This window comes from Pedobacter sp. BMA (assembly GCF_001027745.1).
Taxonomy (GTDB): domain Bacteria; phylum Bacteroidota; class Bacteroidia; order Sphingobacteriales; family Sphingobacteriaceae; genus Pedobacter.
In genome coordinates, this window is the sequence record NZ_LECU01000004.1 from 35,640 (window position 1) to 54,473 (window position 18,834).

The 18,834-nt window shown below is 40.6% G+C and carries 16 protein-coding genes; 3 read left to right on the top strand and 13 right to left on the bottom strand.

The genetic code is table 11. From position 1 onward, the window contains the following. The first annotated feature begins 81 nt into the window (after positions 1-81). Together AB669_RS06480 and AB669_RS06485 are read left to right on the top strand one after the other, a co-directional pair. Complete coding sequence (locus tag AB669_RS06480) at positions 82-1,416, top strand: hypothetical protein (protein WP_053058307.1); 1,335 nt, start codon at positions 82-84, stop codon at positions 1,414-1,416. Positions 1,417-1,487: 71 nt separating this feature from the next. Next, positions 1,488-2,054 (top strand): MarC family protein, encoded by a 567-nt coding sequence (locus AB669_RS06485; RefSeq protein WP_047799024.1) that lies wholly within the window; start codon positions 1,488-1,490, stop codon positions 2,052-2,054. Positions 2,055-2,235: 181 nt separating this feature from the next. Here the strand turns inward: AB669_RS06485 and AB669_RS06490 are convergent, their stop codons facing one another. From AB669_RS06490 to AB669_RS06510, 5 genes are all read right to left on the bottom strand, one after another. Further along, complete coding sequence (locus AB669_RS06490) at positions 2,236-3,399, bottom strand: RNA methyltransferase (RefSeq protein WP_047798512.1); 1,164 nt, start codon at positions 3,397-3,399, stop codon at positions 2,236-2,238. A 21-nt stretch (positions 3,400-3,420) separates the two neighbouring features. Continuing rightward, on the bottom strand, positions 3,421-4,635 hold the full coding sequence (locus AB669_RS06495; protein ID WP_047798513.1) for an ABC transporter substrate-binding protein: 1,215 nt from the start codon (positions 4,633-4,635) through the stop codon (positions 3,421-3,423). Positions 4,636-4,718: 83 nt separating this feature from the next. After that, a complete protein-coding gene (gene guaA / locus AB669_RS06500) occupies positions 4,719-6,248 on the bottom strand; it encodes a glutamine-hydrolyzing GMP synthase (RefSeq protein WP_047798514.1) in 1,530 nt (509 codons plus the stop codon). A gap of 63 nt (positions 6,249-6,311) precedes the next feature. Then, on the bottom strand, positions 6,312-6,770 hold the full coding sequence (locus AB669_RS06505; protein ID WP_053058308.1) for a dCMP deaminase family protein: 459 nt from the start codon (positions 6,768-6,770) through the stop codon (positions 6,312-6,314). Between the two features lie 64 nt (positions 6,771-6,834). After that, entirely contained in the window at positions 6,835-8,271 is a 1,437-nt protein-coding gene (locus tag AB669_RS06510; RefSeq protein ID WP_047798515.1) for an MFS transporter, read from the bottom strand. A 145-nt stretch (positions 8,272-8,416) separates the two neighbouring features. Between AB669_RS06510 and AB669_RS06515 the strand changes: the two genes are divergently transcribed. After that, a complete protein-coding gene (locus AB669_RS06515) occupies positions 8,417-9,043 on the top strand; it encodes a LysE family translocator (RefSeq protein WP_047798516.1) in 627 nt (208 codons plus the stop codon). Positions 9,044-9,244: 201 nt separating this feature from the next. Here AB669_RS06515 and AB669_RS06520 read toward each other — a convergent pair whose 3' ends face one another. The 8 genes from AB669_RS06520 to AB669_RS06555 all read right to left on the bottom strand — a co-directional run bounded on the left by AB669_RS06520 (position 9,245) and on the right by AB669_RS06555 (position 18,827). Beyond that, on the bottom strand, positions 9,245-11,146 hold the full coding sequence (locus tag AB669_RS06520) for a class II glutamine amidotransferase (protein ID WP_047798517.1): 1,902 nt from the start codon (positions 11,144-11,146) through the stop codon (positions 9,245-9,247). A 276-nt stretch (positions 11,147-11,422) separates the two neighbouring features. Further along, complete coding sequence (murI, locus tag AB669_RS06525) at positions 11,423-12,238, bottom strand: glutamate racemase (protein WP_197082372.1); 816 nt, start codon at positions 12,236-12,238, stop codon at positions 11,423-11,425. Positions 12,239-12,331: 93 nt separating this feature from the next. After that, entirely contained in the window at positions 12,332-12,913 is a 582-nt protein-coding gene (locus tag AB669_RS06530; protein WP_047798519.1) for an OmpH family outer membrane protein, read from the bottom strand. Positions 12,914-12,976: 63 nt separating this feature from the next. Next, positions 12,977-13,507, bottom strand: coding sequence for an OmpH family outer membrane protein (locus tag AB669_RS06535; protein ID WP_047798520.1), 531 nt, complete (start codon positions 13,505-13,507; stop codon positions 12,977-12,979). Between the two features lie 187 nt (positions 13,508-13,694). Beyond that, entirely contained in the window at positions 13,695-16,235 is a 2,541-nt protein-coding gene (gene bamA, locus AB669_RS06540; RefSeq protein WP_053058309.1) for an outer membrane protein assembly factor BamA, read from the bottom strand. A 150-nt stretch (positions 16,236-16,385) separates the two neighbouring features. Further along, positions 16,386-17,126 (bottom strand): isoprenyl transferase, encoded by a 741-nt coding sequence (locus AB669_RS06545; RefSeq protein WP_047798521.1) that lies wholly within the window; start codon positions 17,124-17,126, stop codon positions 16,386-16,388. 19 nt (positions 17,127-17,145) lie between these two features. Then, on the bottom strand, positions 17,146-17,943 hold the full coding sequence (locus AB669_RS06550; RefSeq protein WP_047798522.1) for a DUF6089 family protein: 798 nt from the start codon (positions 17,941-17,943) through the stop codon (positions 17,146-17,148). A 2-nt stretch (positions 17,944-17,945) separates the two neighbouring features. Further along, on the bottom strand, positions 17,946-18,827 hold the full coding sequence (locus tag AB669_RS06555) for an NAD kinase (protein WP_047798523.1): 882 nt from the start codon (positions 18,825-18,827) through the stop codon (positions 17,946-17,948). Between the last annotated feature and the right edge of the window lie 7 nt (positions 18,828-18,834).

An 18,834-nucleotide genomic window follows, 5' to 3' on the forward strand; every position in this document is an offset into this window, starting at 1 on the left:
ATTTTTGAAAGCCCCAGCGAAAGTCGGGGCTTTTTTTATGTTAAGTTATTGTTAATAAATTAACTTTGCAGAAAAAACGCAATGCGCCATTCATTACCATTATTTCAACCTCGTTATGTGATTGCTTCAGTGCTGCTACTGATTTCTTCGCACCTCTTTGCACAACGTACCATCAACGATGTAATGGACTCAACCACAGTTAACCACCTGCTCATTATTTCCAAAAAGTATGGTTCACTTTCTTTCAGCGGCTACCTGCAACCCCAGTTTCAGTTTGCACAATCAAACGGAACCCAGGCTGAATACCAGGGTGGGAATTTCGGAGAATTTACCAATAACCGTTTCAGACTGCGCAGAGGCCGCTTAAGGGCAGACTATATGCTACTAACTGACGAAGGCGACCCGTCGACTTACTTTGTTCTTCAATTCGACGGAACTGAACAGGGCGTAGCCATCCGCGATTTCTGGGGTCGGTACTATGAAAACAAATGGAAACTCATGTATGTAACTATTGGTCTTTCCGGTCGTCCTTTCGGCAATGAGCTACAGCTGTCTTCATCAGTACGTGAAGCACCCGAGCGTGGAAGAATGTCGCAGATATTAATGAAAACAGAACGTGATCTGGGGGCAACTTTTTCATTCAATCCGAGATGGAAAGATGCGACGCTAAAAAATTTGGTGCTCGATATTGGGGTTTACAATGGCCAGGGCCTTGCAGGCACAGGCGAATTTGATAACAGTAAAGACGTTATTTTCAGACTAAGTCATAAGCCTTACACTTTCAAAAATGCAGGCTTTTCTATCGCCGGAGGCATCAGCATGCTGCAGGGCGGATTAAATCACCGTCTTCCGGTAAGCTATAAAATGGATAACGTAAACGGGATGTATCAGATGGTGAAAGACTCATCGGCAAGTACCGTAAATAAGGTGGCACCACGCCGCTATTATGGAGCCGACGTTCAGCTGGCCACGACGACGAAAAGCTGGAAATCAGAAGTAAGGGCTGAAGTAATATCGGGAATGCAGACCGGAACATCTACCACCTCCACTACCCCCGGATCCTATCCTGTAGACAGCAAATCTGTTGCGCTTCCATACTATACCCGAACATTTAACGGTGCCTATCTGACATTCGTTCAAACCCTGAGCAGTACCAGTGATCAGTTAATTTTAAAATACGACTGGTATGATCCCAATTCAAAAGTTAAAGGAATGGACATCAGCTCAGCAAGGGGTTTATCGGCTGCGGATGTTAGATTCGACACCTTCGGCTTTGGCTTTCTGCATCATTTTAATCCTCATTTTAAAGCGGTAGTATATTACGACGTGATACGCAATGAAAGTACGCAGGTATCGGGATACACTGCCGACCGCAAGGATAATGTATTCACTTTACGAACGCAATTCTATTTTTAACCCCTTTCTAGGTAGAATTTAATACTATTGCGTTACATTTGTTAAAAAGCGCTAATATGAAACTGGATTTCATGAAATTCGACCTTAATCAGATCCTGACCACAACAATGGTTATTTTTGCCATTATTGATATTCTGGGATCCATACCGGTAGTGATCCAGCTTCGGAAAAAGGCAGGCCATATTGAGTCAGAAAAAGCTTCGATTGTAGCTGCCGGATTGATGATTTTGTTTCTTTTTCTAGGAGAATCACTGCTTAAAGTAATTGGTCTGGATGTAGAATCCTTTGCCATCGCAGGCTCACTGGTAATCTTTTGTATCGCCATGGAGATGGTATTGGGATTAACTATCTTCAAAGAAGAAGCGCCTGAAACGGTTTCAATTGTGCCCTTGGCTTTTCCGATCATTGCCGGTGCCGGAACGATGACTACTTTACTATCACTTAAAACGGAATATCAAACTCAAAATATCCTGGTTGGTATCATTTTAAACATGCTATTTGTGTATTTCGTGCTTAAAAACACCGAGCGCTTAGAAAGGCTGTTTGGTAAAACAGGATTGAATATCCTTCGTAAAGCTTTTGGGGTAATCCTGCTGGCCATTGCAATCAAGCTCTTTAGAAACAATACAGGACTTTAGCAGCTACACGGTAAAGGTGGTTAGGATCTGTAACAAATTATCCGTATATTCATCTTAACAATAAAGCTAACCAAAGAATGAACAGCTTTGAAGAATATACCTTAATCATCGGAGCAATTGCTGTTTTAATCGAAGCAGCAAAATACTTCAAAAAGAATTTCAGATCCTGGTTTGAACATTCCTAATCCTTTTTGACCAATCTGGCCACGAACATCGTATCGGCATGACCTTCATATCCTTTAATTACTTCCATCCTTTCCAGTTCCAGCGGAAGCGTCGCCAGCATGTGCTCCACTATGGCTTCGTTTTCAGCTTTAAATGCTGAACAGGTAATGTAAACCAAAGGCTTACCGGTTTTAAGGTATTTCACCACATTTTGCACAATCCCCTTTTGAATGGCGGCAAACTGATTAATCTTCCGTTCTTCGAAGAAAGTCAGCATCTCCGGGGTACGGCCCCAGGTGCCAGAACCTGTACATGGTGCATCCAGAATAATGCCATCAAACTGATAATGGTGCAAAATCTGGTCGTTATTTTTTAAGAGGTCTATTTCCTTTTTATGGTACTTTCTGATTCCTGCCTGTTGAAAACGCTCATCGAGATTCGTTAAAACAGAAGCCCTTAAATCACTAACCAGCAACTCAACTACAGGCTCCATGCTATGAAGAAGTAAACTTTTACCGCCAGAAGCTGCGCAGCAATCCCACCATTTATCCCATTTGGCAGGCTGAAAATAACTGCCCGTATGCTGTGATGAAAGATCCTGAACCTGATAAGATCCCTCCTTCAGAATCGTTTCAAGCTTAGTCCCATTCGGCAATGCCAAAGCGGTTTCGGAAAGCTGCCTGGCAGCAATGTTTTCCGACTTCAATTTTTGAATAATCCCGGGAGCATCCATGGCCTCCACACGGATAAACAGATCAGGTTGTTTAAAGAATGACTCAAAAAAACCCTCCTGATCTACACTTTCAGAAAGATCAGCATGAAACGGATAAACGGCAGCCAGGTCAAATGCCGGATATTTATTCTTTACCAGCGAAAGCTTTTCTTTAAACGACAGTTGAATATGCGCGGCGAAATCCGGCAGGTTTTTTTCTACAATCAAACTTAAAGTATCATGGCAAAGAAAATCGGCAATGCTTAAACGCTCTTCGTTACCAAGTGCAGGCAATGCTTTTCCCAGCCGGAAAAAACTATATAAATGCCGGGTAGCCCATCTCCTGTCTGACGAGCCCATCTGCTTATGCTGTTTAAAATAAACCGGCAGGAAACGATGTAGGGGTAAAACGCCGTCGTATTGACTTAGAATTTGTTCAAAGGCTTTAAGTTGATGCTCTGCTCTCATACAGCTTGGTGAAAATTTAGTTTAGTCTATTGCAGTCAATGCGAAGTTTTTGTACTTCAACAGCATTAAGCTGGTGTTAATATAGCCTAATTTCTCGTCGTGGATAAATGAAAATGAATTATGTAAGCCTTTATATTTTTCTTTCGTAAGGTAATCCCTGAAGTCTTCACCATAGCTGGAAAGTAATCTGCCAAAATAGAAACCAATATCGAAGCCTTTAAAAGCATATTCGCCAGGCTCAAATCCATACTGATACCTGTATTTTTTAATAAAGGCAATCGTACCCGGGCTTTTGTAATCAACTTTATACGACGAACTGATAATGGTATTCAATGCCTGAACCTTTTCAGTTGGATAGTTTTGTTTGACCCAGTTTGGATGACCAAACAGATTAATATTGTATCCTCCTGAAGCAAGCGTTTTGAGTTTGTATAGCTTCTCTATGGTAGGCAGTACAAAGGCTCGGTCAGAAGAAGTAACAATAACTGCATATTGCTTTCCTTTGATCATTTTAGTTTCAAAGGTGTACGCCGAAGCGTATTCCTGCACAATAAACTTACCATTGGCTTGTAAATAGGTACGAATTGGAGTTGCAAAACTTTCATCTTCCGTTTTCTTTGGATTGATGATTACGATGATGGTATTCGCCGGATTGTACTCTTTCGAAATATATGCCGCAATCTTCTTCCCATGCAAATCGACATTATTGACGATAGAGATCAGATTGGGATTATTAATCTCTGCAGGGTTTGTAGCGGCAAGAGGAGATACCACTAAAGCGTTGTTCTCTTTAGAATAGGTGCTGATAAACCTGAGCCCGTCAGGAAAAACAGGACCAATCAGCAGGTTGCTTTGCTTAAACCGCTCATTTTTATACAGCATCGAAATGTGTGCATTATCATCTTGTGTATCGAACACATTCAGCTTAAAGTTCACACCCGTAGCGGCAGCAGAGTCGAGCCCCAGTTTAAAGCCCTGATAAAAGTCGATTGGCATTGCATACTTTTCAATGTCTGCTTTGCTGGCTGTTTTTAAATTCAGTTCATCGAGTTTGAAAGGTACCAGTAATGAAATTCCTGCCTGGCTAAACTTTTTAATTGTTTTTTTCTCGGCAGGCTTTTCTTTATTTTCTGTTTTTTTCGTGTTATCCGCTTTTGGCGTTAATACCTTCGGCGAACAGGCACTCAAAATCACAACAGAAGAAAATAAAACCCAGTAAACCTTTTTCAAATTCATACCTTTCTCTTTTAACAAAATATGCTAGCAAAGTTTATTCCACCTTGCTAGCATACTGATTTTATTTGCAGACCCCAACTAAATTATTCCCACTCGATAGTTGCGGGCGGTTTAGAGCTGATATCATAAACAACCCTGTTGATCCCTTTCACTTTATTAATAATATCATTTGAAATTTTAGCCAACACAGGATAAGGTAAGTGACACCAATCTGCCGTCATCCCATCAAGAGATTCTACTGCCCTTAAAGCAATCACATTCTCATAAGTACGCTCATCACCCATTACCCCTACCGATCGAACCGGAAGGAAAATGGCACCAGCCTGCCATACTTTGTCGTATAAACCGGCTTCTTTCAGGTTATCGATGTAAATCTTATCAGCATCCTGTAAAATGGCTACTTTCTCTGGTGTAACTTCACCTATAATCCGAATACCTAAACCCGGACCCGGGAAAGGGTGACGGCCTAAGATGAAAGATTCTAAACCAAGTGTGCTCCCTACTCTTCGTACTTCGTCTTTAAACAACGTTTTAAGCGGCTCTACCACCTTCAATTTCATAAAGTCAGGCAAGCCCCCAACATTATGATGTGATTTGATTGTAGCGGATGGGCCTTTTACTGAAACTGACTCAATAATATCTGGGTAAATGGTTCCCTGAGCCAGCCATTTTACATCCTGAATCTGGTGAGATTCTTCATCGAATACTTCGATAAATACCCTGCCGATTATTTTGCGCTTTTGCTCCGGATCTTCTACTCCAGCTAACTGACCCAGAAATTTATCCTTTGCATCAACACCTTTGATATTTAAACCGAAATCTTTGTATTGCTCTAATACACTTTCATATTCGTTTTTACGCAATAAACCATTATCTACGAATATACAGTGGAGGTTTTTACCAATCGCCTTGTGCAATAATACCGCTGCTACACTGCTATCCACACCACCAGAAAGTGCCAACACTACTTTATCATCCCCTAAAGTCTGTTTCAACTCCGCAATGGTCGTGTCTACGAAAGCCGCTGAAGTCCAGTCCTGACTGCAACCACAAATATCTACCAGGAAGTTTTCCAAGAGGATTTTTCCATCGATACTATGCGTCACTTCCGGATGGAACTGTATCGCATAGGTATCAGAATCTTTAATGTGGTATGCTGCAACTTTAACACTTTCGGTACTGGCAATCAGCTCAAAGTGTTCAGGGACTTCTGTGATGGTATCCCCATGACTCATCCAAACCTGCGAATTGATGTTGATACCCTTGAATAACTTATTTTCCTGATTTACAAAATTCAGGTTAGCACGGCCATATTCACGGGTAGAAGATGCCTGAACGGCACCGCCAGCATGCTGGGCAATGTATTGTGCACCATAACAAACAGCCAGTAACGGATATTTTAAATGGTATTTTGATAAATCGATCTGAGGGGCATCTTCCTGACGAACAGAATAAGGACTTCCTGAGAAGATCACTCCCTTAACATCTGGCGTAACCTCCGGAAGATTATTATATGGATATATTTCACAGTAAATATTCAGTTCGCGAACTCTACGAGCGATGAGTTGTGTAAATTGCGAACCAAAATCGACGATAATGATTTTTTCTTGCATCCGCAAAGTTAGTGATTAGATGTGAGATTTGAGAGGTGCGGCAAGAGATTTTTAGAAATGAATTTAAGACTCCAGCAAAACAACTTCAACGCCAAATTTTCTTAAGAAATCTACACCTTCATCGCTTGGCAACCCCTTATAGGCTGCATAAGATTTAGAATAATAAACCAGTTTTATCCCTGATGATAAAATCAGACGGGCACAGGCAATACATGGAGATAGTGTGGTATACAAAGTACAGCCTTCTATTTTCGAACCGTTTTTTGAAGCATAAAGAATGGCATTTTCTTCCGCATGCAGCGCAAGTGAGCAGCTACCTTTGCTATCGCGTGCACAACCATGTTCCGGCCACTCTTCATCACAGTTGTGTGTACCTGCCGGAGGGCCATTATAACCAATGGAAATAATCCGGGTATCTTTTGTTAAAACCGCACCAACATGTGCCCGGACACAGTGAGAACGGGCAGCTAAATCTGTCGCCAGATTCATAAATATGGTATCGAAACTAGGTTTGTTAGTCATCTATAAAATCAAAAAAGCCACAAAGACATGAATCTTTGTGGCTGTAAAAATAGTTTATTATAAATTAATGTCCGCCAGAAAGTTTTTTATCAAAACTGATTCCCTGCGATCTTAAAATACCACTCACTCTCCAGGCATAAAATGCGAGGTAGGCAAAACAGATAATCCCTACAACATAGCTGTATTGAATCCCTGTGAATTCCGATACTACACCTTGTAACCAGCTGATGATACCACCACCCATAATCATCATGATTAAGAATGAGGAACCCTGACTGGTATGTTTACCCAGGCCGCTCACCGCTAAAGTAAAAATACATGGCCATAACGTACTGCAGAACAAGCCTACGCTGGTGATGGCATAAACACTCACCATTCCTGTAGTAAACATTCCAACCAATAATGCAGTGATGCCAATGGCTGAGAAAATCAATAACATGCGGGCAGGGTTTCCTTTACTAGCCATATCAGCAACAATCAGTACCAGAATAATCAGGCCATACACATAAAAAGGTGCCAGATCATGATCTGCGATAGCATTCACAGCAAGGAAAATTCCGAAAGCCAGGTAAGGCGCAATAAATCTCAATATCTTTTGAGTGCTTACATTATCTGTAAACGCTTCAACAGCACCCGTCCAACGGCCAATCATCATGCTTGCCCAGTAAAGTGAAATGTACGGTGCAATATCATGAAGGGCAAAACCAAGGTCTTTCTCCATATAGGCAGGTAAATTACTCGCCGTAGATACCTCAACACCCACATAAACAAAAATCGCAATCATACCCAAAACCAATTGTGGATATTTCAGGGCAGATCCCTTAATCGATTTAGTATCATCTGATGAAGCTTCCACTAAAGCTGGTCTGTCAGGTAATGAAGATAGTTTAAGGAAAATGGCAACAGCAATAAAAGCTACTCCTAAAATCAGGTAAGGTATTTTAACACTCTCCACGCTGATATCTGTAGAAGCGGTTGCTGCTGATCCGAAAATTGCAAAACTAACCACCAACGGACCAATAGTGGTACCAAAGTTATTAATCCCGCCTGCAAGTGTTAAGCGTTGTGAACCTGTTCTGATCGGACCTAAGGCAATAGCCAAAGGATTGGCAACTGTTTGTTGTAATGAGAAGCCCAGGGCAACAATAAACAATCCTGATAACATTAAAGGGAATGAGTGAAGATTTGCAGCCGGATAAAATAATAGTGTTCCCAAGGCTGAAATCACCAAACCAAGCGCCAATGAGTTTTTATAGCCAAGCTTGTTTACAATATCCTGCCCCATCAATACAGAGATACCGTTATAAATTAATGCCCCAACGGTATAGGCAATATAAAAAGCTAATGACACCAGCTGACTTTCAGCTTGCGAAAGATCAAATGCTTTTTTAAATACAGGGATCAAGATATCGTTACTCGCGGCTACAAAGCCCCAAAAAAAGAATACCGTAACGAGGGGGATGAACTGCCCCCACTTGGTTTGTGTTTGTTCTGAATTCATTTTATATATTTAGTTTTAGTGGGGCTAAACATAAATAAAAAAAAGTTAAAAACCCGTAACTTTTATGCAACCTGTGCAACAAAAATAAATGCTACATGTTTATATTTAAAATTGCATATTCGCATATTATAAGATAATACAATACATGTTTGAAGCCATATTATTAGGTATTGGGGCAGGGATTATTTCGTCGTTTTTAACAGGTCCGGTATTTTTCGCAATGATTAAAACCAGTATAGAAAGAGGTTTTATGGCCGGCTTTTCTCTGGCTATTGGTGTGATTATCAGTGATGTCATCCTCATCAGTATGGTGCTTTTCGGTGCCCAGTTTGTTGATTATAAAGCAGAATTCGATAAGTATGTAGGCATCATCGGGGGTGTTTTCCTCCTGGCCGTCGGCATCTACTACCTCGTATCCAAAATAGCAGTTCATTACAACAGCGCAACCCTTCAGAAAGTAAGCAAAAGAAGCTACGTTTTGAAGGGTTTTTTAATGTGCATCCTTACCCCTTCAACACTGATGTTCTGGATCGTGGTAAGCGGGATCATCTCTGTGAAACTTAATAACATGCTTAACGAAAAGCTTTTATGCTTCTTCATTGCCATGGCAACTCAGCTGAGTATCGACGGAGCCAAAAGCTTTTACTCCAGTAAACTACGTTACCGCATTAAGGAAGATGCACTTAGAAAGCTGAATAAAATTGCGGGCGTCATTATTATTGTGTTCGCCTTCTGGCTGGTAATCAAAACCTATTTAAAATTTTATGCCTGATTGATTGGTGTAGAATGTTAACCATTTAAGGATTGTAAGGACATTTCATTGCTAATTATTAGTAAGCACCCCATCCAAATTATTGAATTCCTGCCCTAAATTTTCTCCTATTTCTGATAGGATGCCATTATAACCCCTGAAATACAAAAAGGCCCGTATTTTACGGACCTTCTGTATGTATATTATAAGAATAACAAAAGCTTAATAAGCTCTCTGATTGTTTCCTTCTTTCCAGTTAATGAAAGCTTTATTTACTACTTTATTTCCACCTGGCGTTGGATAATTTCCGGAGAAATACCAGTCGCCTTTATTTTTAGGACAAGCTTCGTGAAGGTTCTCCAGGCTCTGGTAAATCACCTCTACTTCTGCTACAGTGCCTTTAGGTGTAATGATCTGTGCAATCTTCGCTGAAATTTCTTCAGGCGTAAATGGTGCATAGATCTCTTTCACATGGTTGACGATCTCCTCTTTAGGCAATAACAATGAGGCCTTACATTTGGTGTAAACATCCTCAATTACCTGCCACATGCCACGCTCAGTAAGTAACTGAATTGCGGCATCAAAGGCTACAAATTGTCCCATTCTACTCATATCGATCCCATAACAATCCGGATAACGAATCTGAGGTGCAGAAGAAACGATAATAATTTTCTTTGGATGCAGGCGATCGACAATTTTAATGATACTCTGCTTTAAAGTTGTACCACGAACAATTGAATCATCCAATGCCACCAATGTATCTTTATGATTATTGATGATACCGTAAGTAGTATCATAAACGTGTGCAACCATTTCACTACGGTCAGCATCCTGAGTAATGAACGTACGAAGCTTTACATCTTTTACAGCAAGCTTTTCAACACGCGGCGCCATTGATAGCAGCTCTTCCAGCTGTTCATCACTGAGCTCTTCTTTTTTATGTAAAAGAATATCCTTCTGATGCCTGCGAACATATTGGTTCACCCCATCCACCATTCCAAAAAAGGCCACTTCTGCCGTGTTTGGAATAAATGAAAACACCGTATTCTTCAGATCGTAATTAACCGTTTGAAGGATTTTTTCCGTTAGTAATCTACCCAATTGCTTACGCTCACGGTAAATTTCCACGTCACTTCCTTTAGAGAAGTAAATGCGTTCAAATGAACATGATAATCTTTCGGTAGGCTCACGGAATTGTTCCATGCTCACCTCACCCGTTTTCTTGATGATTAAAGCATGTCCCGGATCAATTTCCTTAACATCTTTAAACTGAATATTAAATGCGGTTTGCAATGCCGGTCTTTCTGACGCAGCGACTACAATCTCATCATCATAATAGTAATAAGCAGGACGAATACCTGCCGGATCACGCATAATGAACGAATCGCCATTACCAACCATACCGCAAATCGAGTATCCACCATCCCATGTTTTAGCCGAACGGCGAAGGATGTTGGCAATATCTAAATGCTCAGAAATTTTCTGGGTAATCGCCACATTGTCGTGCCCTTCTTTTTTATACTGATCAAACAGATCCTGATTTTCATCATCCAGGAAGTGACCGATTTTCTCCAGCACGGTTACCGTATCCGCTTTTTCTTTAGGATGCTGACCCAATTCATACAATTGCTCAAGCAATTCGTCTACATTAGTCATGTTGAAGTTACCGGCAATAACCAGGTTACGTGTCATCCAGTTGTTTTGCCTTAAGAAAGGGTGGCAGTTCTCGATGCTGTTTTTGCCGTGGGTGCCATAACGCAAATGGCCCAATAACACTTCGCCGATAAAGCTTACGTTGTCTTTGAGCCATTCTGTATCCTGCATTAATTCAGGCGTATTTTCCTGTATATCTACAAATTTGTTCTGAACATATTCGAAGATATCTGCAACTGCATTCGAAGCCATGCTCCGGTAGCGGCTAATGTACCTACTGCCGGGTTTCATATCCAGCTTAATGGTGGCAATACCCGCGCCATCCTGGCCCCGGTTATGCTGTTTTTCCATTAAAAGATATAATTTGTTAAGGCCGTAAAGTGCTGTACCGTACTTTTGCTGGTAGTAAGAAAGTGGTTTTAACAGGCGAATAAAAGCGATTCCGCATTCGTGTTTTATCTGATCACTCATTGTGTGGGTTTGAAGCCGCAAAGTTATCCTTTTAAAGCATCACTACCTAAACAAAAATACTTTCTTTTGTCAGGTTGAGGTTAATTTGGTAATGTCTCTATCGGCATCATAGCTAAGCTTATCGTTACCCTGAGCAGAAAATCACTACAAATTTGCATGTAAAAAGAATCAATAATATTGGATATTGCTATTTTTTTATAGCAATTTTAAGGGATATTTGCTCTGATGATAGAGCAGTATAGACAACTTGAACTTAAGATCTAAACTGAAACTTCGCTACATTTTTCCCGACTTCAGTTCTTCACCAAAAAAGATAGAAGCCCTTTCGTCGAACGTTTGTGGATCGCCGCTGGTGTAGAAAGCCCGTGTACCGCCTCTGCCCAGTTTACCTTCCATCTCCGGGTGTCTTTCCAGGTAGCTAACTAAACTGGTGGCAACGATTTCTCCCTGCGTTAAAATGTTAATATAATCAGGAAAGACAGTTTTGAGTTTAGGCAACAATAAGGGATAATGTGTGCAGGCCAGTAACACGCAGTCGATCGCTTCCGATTGCTGCATCAACTGATCACAGTATTCATTGATAAAAAAATCAGCACCCGACTGAAGGTGTTCATTGTTCTCGATCAAAGGAACCCACATTGGGCAGCTTTGCTGATGAACCTTAATATCAGAAAAAAACTTATTAATTTCCAGCAGATAGGATTGCGAATTAATCGTCCCCCGCGTACCCATCACTCCAACAGTTTTATTGGCGGTAAAATCCCCTATCACCTCTGCAGTTGGGCGGATGACACCCAGCACACGTTTACCTGGATACTTGAATGGTAAATCCTTCTGCTGGATGGTTCTCAAGGCTTTCGCAGAGGCGGTATTACAAGCCAAAATAACGAGTTCACAACCTTGCGCAAACAGCCATTCCACGCATTCTAAAGTGTATCTATAAATGGTATCGAAAGAATGATCTCCATAAGGTGAACGAGCGTTATCGCCAAGATATATATAGTTATACTGTGGCAGGCGATCGGCAATTGACCGGAATACGGTTAATCCGCCGTAGCCTGAATCGAAAATACCTATCGGAGTGTTCATCATGTATTCAACAAAAAAGCGGAACTAAGTTAAACTTAATTCCGCAATTTCTTTAATCTTATACCGGAAGCGTATCTTTCCCGGTTAAACTTAATACTATTTTTTAGGTGCAGCAGCTGCTGGTTTTGCAGTTGCAGAAATGCCTAATTTAGTTTTAACTGCTCCGGTAATGTCTTCGCCACCATCCCAGAAAACCAGGTTATTACCACCTTGACCGTTAGCGATATCGAATACATATGCTAAGCCTTTTTCTTTAGCTACAGCTGAAATTGCAGTTGCAACTTTAGCCTGGATTGGTTGAAATAATTCACCTTGTTTAGTACCTACATCCTGAGATGCTTTAGTACGTGCATCGGTGATGCGTTTTTCAAGATCCTGTAAAGCCTGACCAGCAGCTTGTAATTCTTTACCAACCTGCTCTTTGTTAGCTTCACTTAAAGTTTTTTCCTTCGCCTGGGCTGCAGTTAATTGTGTTTGATATTCTTTAATCATGGCATCAATCTCTGCTTGTTTGGTTTTACCCAAAGTCTCTAATGTACCTTGAGCCGCTTTTGCTTCAGGAAGGTTAGCAAAAACATCTTCCGAATTAATGTGGCCTAACTTCTGTTGCGCACTTGCCATATTCGCTGTAAACAATAACCCTGCTGCTACAAAGAATACGTTAATTAACTTTCTCATCGTTCTATTTTACTTTTTTATTTTTTTTAATTTATTTTTCCCGAAATCAAGGACGCGAATATACTAATTATTTGCAGTCCCTGGTTTATAGCCTAATTTCACAATTACGTCGTTACTTACGTCGTAACTGCTGCTGGCGTAAATCATCATGGTAGCTTCGCTGCTCTTGTCAAAAATGAAGTCCAGATACTTTGCTTTTGCAATTTGTTTCACCGCATCAGCAACCTTGTCCTGAATAGGCTTAATCAGTTTTATCCTGCTTTGAAAAAGGTCACCGTCAGGACCAAACTTAGAACGTTGAAATTCTTTTGCCTGTTTTTCTTTCTCGATGATTTCATTCTCACGACGCTTACGCATATCGTCAGTTAATAAAACCTGATCTGCCTGATAAGCTTTATACATGCGATCAATCTCCGAGAAGTTTTGATCTGCCTGCTGCTGCCATTGTTTAGAAGCAACATCCAGCTGGCTTAAAGCCGATTTATATTCTGGCAAATGTTTCAGAATATACTCTGTATCTACATAAGCAAACTTCTGGGCAAATGCGCCAAACGAAGTGCAAATTAGAAATGCAATTAAAAGATATTTTTTCATCAAGTTTAATATTTGTTTTTTAAAGGTGATGAAGCTATCACGATTTTGTATTGTTTTTTGTTGGTAGGGAAAATCGTGATGGTTTCATGTGTGTGTTAATGATATAGTTTATAATAACCTAAGCTTCCTTTAAACTCTTCTTGCAATGTTTTATTGCATAATTAGGTATTTTTTTATTCTTTATCAATTAAAATCCACCTAATTGTTGTGCGATACTAAAGTGAAACTGACCTTTGTTCGCATCAGACAAACCAGGGATGGCATCAAAACCATAACCATAATCAATACCCAGTAATCCAAATATCGGTAAAAAGATTCTTGCACCTACACCAACTGATCTCCTGATGTTAAATGGATTGTAATCACTAAACCTGTTCCAGGTATTACCACCTTCAGCAAATGCCAGTACGAAAGCGGTAGCTTGCTGACTTGCAATAACCGGGTAACGTGCCTCCAATACATATTTGGTATAAATCGGGCTACCTGATTGTTGTGCAACAGTCGGATTTGATCCTACCGGAATAACAGTATTATTGGCATAACCACGCATTGCAATCAACTCTGATCCCTGCAAAAAGTCGAATCCCTGCATACCATCACCACCCAGTTTGAAACGTTCGAATGCCGATTGACCAACTGCTTTGTTATACTGACCCAGAAAACCGAATTGAGCCTGAGCCTTGATAACTAAATTACCCACAACGCGTTGGTACCATTGCGAATCGAATTTCCATTTGTGGTATTCGGTGAAACGATATTTCTCCTTATCTGATGCAGTAGCGTAATTCGTCTTATTAAACAACGAGTATGGAGGCGTCGCCTGAACCGTGAAACGCAGGAATGAACCCGATTTCGGGAAGATAGGCGAATCCCTTGAATCGCGGCTAATCTCCTGTGATAAGTTTAAATTGTAAGATGTACCCGTGTTGAACAAATAACCAGAATAATTATTCAGGATGTATTGTTGCAGGTTAACGGCATGGGTTAACTGGAAATAGTTATCCGGCCAGTTCAGTCTTCTACCTAAACTTACAGTAACACCATTTAAACGAATCTTCTGATACTGATTACTTGCTTCATCATAACCATTAGATTGCAATGAGGTAAATGCACTTACACCAAAGCTTACCGGTTTTTCACCACCAAACCATGGTTGTGAGAATGAGAAACTGTACGACTGATAGTATTTACCATTCGTTTGTCCACGTAAGCTTAATTTCTGTCCGTCACCTTTTGGTAGCGGCTTGTAGGCTTTTAAATTGAATAAGTTACGTAATGAGAAGTTATTGAAGGTTAAACCCAATGTACCGATAATACGGCCACCACCAAAACCACCCGAAAGTTCAATCTGGTCTGAAGGTTTCTCTTCTACAGCATACTCAATGTCTACCGTTCCATCTGCCGGATTAGGGCGTGGTGTAGGTACCGTTTTAGATTCATCAAAGTTACCCAGCTGACCAATCTCACGAATGGTACGGATCAAATCACTTTTGTTGAACTTCTGTCCCGGTTTAGTACGGATCTCACGCAATACTACTTTATCATTGGTAATGGTATTTCCTTTTAAGGTAATGCGGTTGTTGGTAAACTGCGGACCTTCATACATCCTTAACTCCACATCAACAGTATCGCCACGAATGGTTTTAACCGGATCAATGTTGAATGTTAAGTAACCATTATCAGTATACAAACTGTTAATATCGCCACCGTTCTCACCACCACCGTTTAATTTTTTGTTCAGTCTCTCTTCGCTGTATATATCACCTCTTTCCAGGGTTAATACTTTATTCAGAATACTATCCGGGTAAATTGCATTTCCAGCCCAGCTTACCGAACCTACATAATACTTTTTACCTTCATAAAGATCCATTTTGATGCTTACCTTTTTCTCGTTGTACTGGTAAACACTATCTTTAATCAGCTCAGCATCCAGGTAACCTTTTTCCTGCATCTTGCCGATCATTTTTACCTTATTCTCTTCATACTTCTCCTTAGAGAATTTTCCGGAACCCCAGAAACGCCACCAGGCAAATTGCTTAGGGTTTTTAAGGAATTTCCTAAGCTTTGCTGATTTGAAGTCTTTATTTCCCGTGAAGTCAATATGCCTTACTTTAACCCTCGAACCCTTGTCGATATAAGTTTCCAGCACCACGCTGTTTTCAGCATTGGCATCTTTACGGGTTTTATAATCAATTTTAGTAAAGAAGAAACCTTTATCCAGCATATATTTCTTAATGATGGCAGAAGTTGTATTATACAGGTTATCGTTTACGATTTTACCTGTTTTATCATTTAACTTTTCCTGAATAGCAGTTCTTTGCGATTTACCTATTCCTTTTAATTCTATTGAAGTCAAACGAGGACGTTCAACAACTTCAATTTCGAAATACACTGAATCCTGTACAAACTTCTCGATGTTAATTTTTACATCGTCAAATAAGCCTTGCGCCCAAAGGGTTTTGATCGCATCAGAAGTCGCCTCTCCCGGAAGCACTACCTTATCGCCTTTAGTTAACTTTGATAAGGTAATCAGCACCTCTTTATCAAGGTATTGTGTACCTGTAACCGTTGTACCACCAATAATATATTCTTTTGGACTAAAATAATCGAGATCTAAGCCTCCAACCTTTAGGGATGGGGTTGCCGGAGCCTGACCTTGTGGACGTATTTGAGCAAAGGCCGGAGCGGCTAAAACTAGTAGGATTAAAACTTGAAATATTCTTTTCATTAAAATAATTTGTTCAGTAATGACCACAATTTTCGGTTACTGAAAGCGGAAATCATTACGCTTTTCATTCTCCTTGTTATGGTTACATTTATCGTATAAAAGTGCAGCTAAGTTAGTTTAAAGGCTTGTTAAAAAGTGTTAAAAGAAAAATTAGTTTAATTGCTCACTAATTTTGCCAAATCTGCGCTCACGTTTTTGGAAGTCTACAATGGCCTCAAATAGATTTTCTCTTCTGAAATCCGGCCATAAAACATCGGTAAAATAAAATTCGGTATAAGCCATTTGCCAAAGCAAATAATTGCTGATGCGGTGTTCACCACTGGTCCTGATCATCAGTTCAGGATCAGGTAAATTAACAGTGGTTAACTTTGATGAAAACAAGGTTTCATCGATATCATCGATTGATAAGGATTCGTCTTTAACTGCCGCAGCGATTTTCTTGGTCGCCTCCAGAATTTCCCACTTCGAGCTATAGCTTAACGCCAAAGTAAGGGTGCACTTTACATTATGTGCCGTTTTGGCCATGGCTTCATTTAAATCATCAATACACTCCTGGGGTAAAGAGGCAATGTTGCCAATGGCATTAAGCTTAATATTATTCTTGTTGAGGGTTTCAGTTTCGCGGTTAATCGTAGAAATGAGAATCTGCATCAGTGCATCTACTTCTTCTTTAGGTCGGTTCCAGTTCTCTGTCGAAAAAGCATAAAGTGTTAAGTATTCTATGCCTGCTTCTACACAGCCTTCCACAATATCTTTCACCGAAAGTACGCCCTGTTCGTGTCCGAAAATCCTTACTTTGCCCTGGCCTTTTGCCCATCTACCGTTACCATCCATAATGATGGCAATGTGTTTTGGCAGGCGACTATAGTCTATTTGTTCTTTAAATCCCATTAATTATGTCAAAATCAGCTTAAAAGGAATAGCATTTTGAGGTTACAAAGGTAAAAGATATGCCAACACTAACAAATAGATAAGTGTCCCTTTTTCTAAAATCTCCTCTTTGTGTTCCAGGGGCACCTATTTGGTTGATAGATGGATCAGATAAATTGAGCTGTTTATCCCCGCTATACAAGATAACAGGCCTATCCGGATATCGTCCGCTTACGTCATCAATATAGTCGGTCATGGCTGTTCTGTAACCAATTTCGATAAAAACACTCCAGGTATCTTTATAATTATAGCGCAAACCAACACCATACGGGATGGTGAGCACCACATTACCGTAACCATTTTCCTGTCCTTCTGTAGCGAGCCGGTCTAAACGGTACTTGTCTCCATCAAATTTTACTGTTGGCTTGAAAATCACAAAGCCCGCCCCAGTAAAAAGATACGGCGTAAACTGCCGTGTTCCGCCACCAAGATTAAAATTGAAAAAGTTGAAGTCAATGAGTGCACTCAGCTCGCTTAACGATGTCTTGAATGCCAGGTTCCTTTCGCGGAACTGCTCATTATCTGATTTGGCATCCCTGGCCTGTATTTGTCCGTAATTATAGTTGAGCCGAACGCCCAGGTACTGATTAAAATTTCGCTTGGCATAAGCACCTGCAGAAAAGCCGCTGATTTGTAAAGGATTATTCTGATTAAGGTCGCCCATGTATCCTGCTCCGCCACCCATTAATCCCAATTCCCAGGTCCCTTCCTGTGCGCGGGAAATTTCACCGCCCAAGGTAAAACAGAGGATGATTAACAGGAGTTTTTTTAGCGTCATACTTAGTAGTTACGGGTATCGATTCCCCATAATAATTTATTCCTTAACGTGTTTAGGTACGTTTCATTGTTAAGGCGAATCAGATTTATACAAAAGTCGGCTTTTTTGATGGATATTTTAACAGAGCGTTCTACGGTAACAGTCCGGCTATCACACGATACCAGAAACTTAGATTCCCTCGCTTCCACTTCAAATGACAAGGTATTATCATCCGGTAAAACCACCGGACGCACATTCAGGTTATGCGGTGCAATTGGTGTCACCACAAAGTTTTCTGAATCCGGGTATATTATCGGTCCGCCACAACTCAGTGAATATGCGGTAGAACCCGTTGGGGTAGCTATAATTAGTCCGTCAGCCCAGTAGGAGTTGATGAATTCCCCGTTCATGGAGGCGTGAATAATCATCATTGCCGAATTATCCCTTCTGTGAATGGTAATGTCATTTAAGGCAAAGTTTTCCTCACCGAAAAGACCGTTATCCGATTCAAGAATCAATAGAGAGCGGCTGTCAAGCGTATATTCGCCGCTAATCAATGCATGAAGCGCAGAGCTGATTTCGTTTTTATTGATACTGGCCAGAAATCCGAGTCGCCCAAAGTTAATCCCGATGACAGGAATACCTGAGTTTCGGATCAGCGAAAGGGTATCTAGTAAAGTACCATCGCCCCCTAAACTTAAAAGCACATCGGCGTGGTCTTTTAACTCTTTATGGTTGTGGAAAATAACTGTATTTGCCGGAAGGTGGATTTTACCATGTAAAGAGGTTTTGAATTTTGAATACAGCAGGGGCTGGATATCATGTGCCTCCAGCTGGTCAAAAACCTCCTGAACGTAAGGCAAAACCGTATCGTTAAAGTCTCTTCCGTAAATTGCAATCCTCATAGTTTGG

Coding starts and splice junctions, on each gene's coding strand:
- AB669_RS06490 (WP_047798512.1), bottom strand. CDS start 3,399: ATGAGAGCAGAGCATCAACTTAAAGCCTTTGAACAAATTCTAAGTCAA.
- AB669_RS06520 (WP_047798517.1), bottom strand. CDS start 11,146: ATGAGTGATCAGATAAAACACGAATGCGGAATCGCTTTTATTCGCCTG.
- guaA (WP_047798514.1), bottom strand. CDS start 6,248: ATGCAAGAAAAAATCATTATCGTCGATTTTGGTTCGCAATTTACACAA.
- AB669_RS06515 (WP_047798516.1), top strand. CDS start 8,417: ATGTTTGAAGCCATATTATTAGGTATTGGGGCAGGGATTATTTCGTCG.
- AB669_RS06550 (WP_047798522.1), bottom strand. CDS start 17,943: ATGACGCTAAAAAAACTCCTGTTAATCATCCTCTGTTTTACCTTGGGC.
- AB669_RS06535 (WP_047798520.1), bottom strand. CDS start 13,507: ATGAAAAAATATCTTTTAATTGCATTTCTAATTTGCACTTCGTTTGGC.
- AB669_RS06530 (WP_047798519.1), bottom strand. CDS start 12,913: ATGAGAAAGTTAATTAACGTATTCTTTGTAGCAGCAGGGTTATTGTTT.
- AB669_RS06505 (WP_053058308.1), bottom strand. CDS start 6,770: ATGACTAACAAACCTAGTTTCGATACCATATTTATGAATCTGGCGACA.
- murI (WP_197082372.1), bottom strand. CDS start 12,238: ATGATGAACACTCCGATAGGTATTTTCGATTCAGGCTACGGCGGATTA.
- AB669_RS06555 (WP_047798523.1), bottom strand. CDS start 18,827: ATGAGGATTGCAATTTACGGAAGAGACTTTAACGATACGGTTTTGCCT.
- AB669_RS06480 (WP_053058307.1), top strand. CDS start 82: ATGCGCCATTCATTACCATTATTTCAACCTCGTTATGTGATTGCTTCA.
- AB669_RS06485 (WP_047799024.1), top strand. CDS start 1,488: ATGAAATTCGACCTTAATCAGATCCTGACCACAACAATGGTTATTTTT.
- AB669_RS06510 (WP_047798515.1), bottom strand. CDS start 8,271: ATGAATTCAGAACAAACACAAACCAAGTGGGGGCAGTTCATCCCCCTC.
- AB669_RS06545 (WP_047798521.1), bottom strand. CDS start 17,126: ATGGGATTTAAAGAACAAATAGACTATAGTCGCCTGCCAAAACACATT.
- AB669_RS06495 (WP_047798513.1), bottom strand. CDS start 4,635: ATGAATTTGAAAAAGGTTTACTGGGTTTTATTTTCTTCTGTTGTGATT.
- bamA (WP_053058309.1), bottom strand. CDS start 16,235: ATGAAAAGAATATTTCAAGTTTTAATCCTACTAGTTTTAGCCGCTCCG.